Raw genomic sequence first — 617 nt, forward strand, 5'->3', positions numbered from 1 at the left:
GTGACAGAAATCACGCCCGGATCTTCAGCAGCTTCGAAGTCACGGCCTTCTTTCGCTTTGTACCAGTCCATGATGCGGCCAACGAACGGCGAAATCAGGAACACACCGGCTTCAGCACAGGCACGGGCCTGAGCGAAAGAGAACAGCAGAGTCAGGTTACAGTTGATGCCTTCTTTTTCCAGCACTTCTGCAGCGCGGATCCCTTCCCAGGTCGATGCCAGTTTGATCAGGATACGGTCGTTGCTGATGCCAGCATCGTTGTACATTTTGATCAGCTTGCGAGCTTTTGCAACACTGGCTTGCGTGTCGTAAGACAGGCGAGCGTCAACTTCAGTGGAGATACGGCCAGGCACGACGTTCAGGATTTCTTTCCCGATGTTCACGGCCAGCTTGTCGCCCGCGTCTTCGATTTGTTGTGCTTTATCGTTGCTCTGTGCTTTGGCATACGCAATGGCATCGTCGATGAGCGGCGCATACTGCTCGATTTCAGCAGCTTTCAGAATCAGGGACGGGTTGGTGGTCGCGTCTTGCGGTTGATATTTCTTAATCGCTTCGATGTCGCCGGTGTCGGCAACAACAGTCGTCAGGGCGCGCAGTTGTTCAAGTTTGTTGCTCAT

The 617-nt window shown here is 53.5% G+C and carries 1 protein-coding gene; it reads right to left on the reverse strand.

What is annotated here, in order from left to right; all coding sequences use genetic code 11:
- Positions 1-617 (reverse strand): transaldolase family protein (locus tag Q4579_RS23020; RefSeq protein WP_303567288.1); only part of this gene is annotated, 617 nt, incomplete at its 3' end.

The sequence above is a fragment of the Photobacterium sp. 1_MG-2023 genome (assembly GCF_030547945.1).
Classification (GTDB): domain Bacteria; phylum Pseudomonadota; class Gammaproteobacteria; order Enterobacterales; family Vibrionaceae; genus Photobacterium.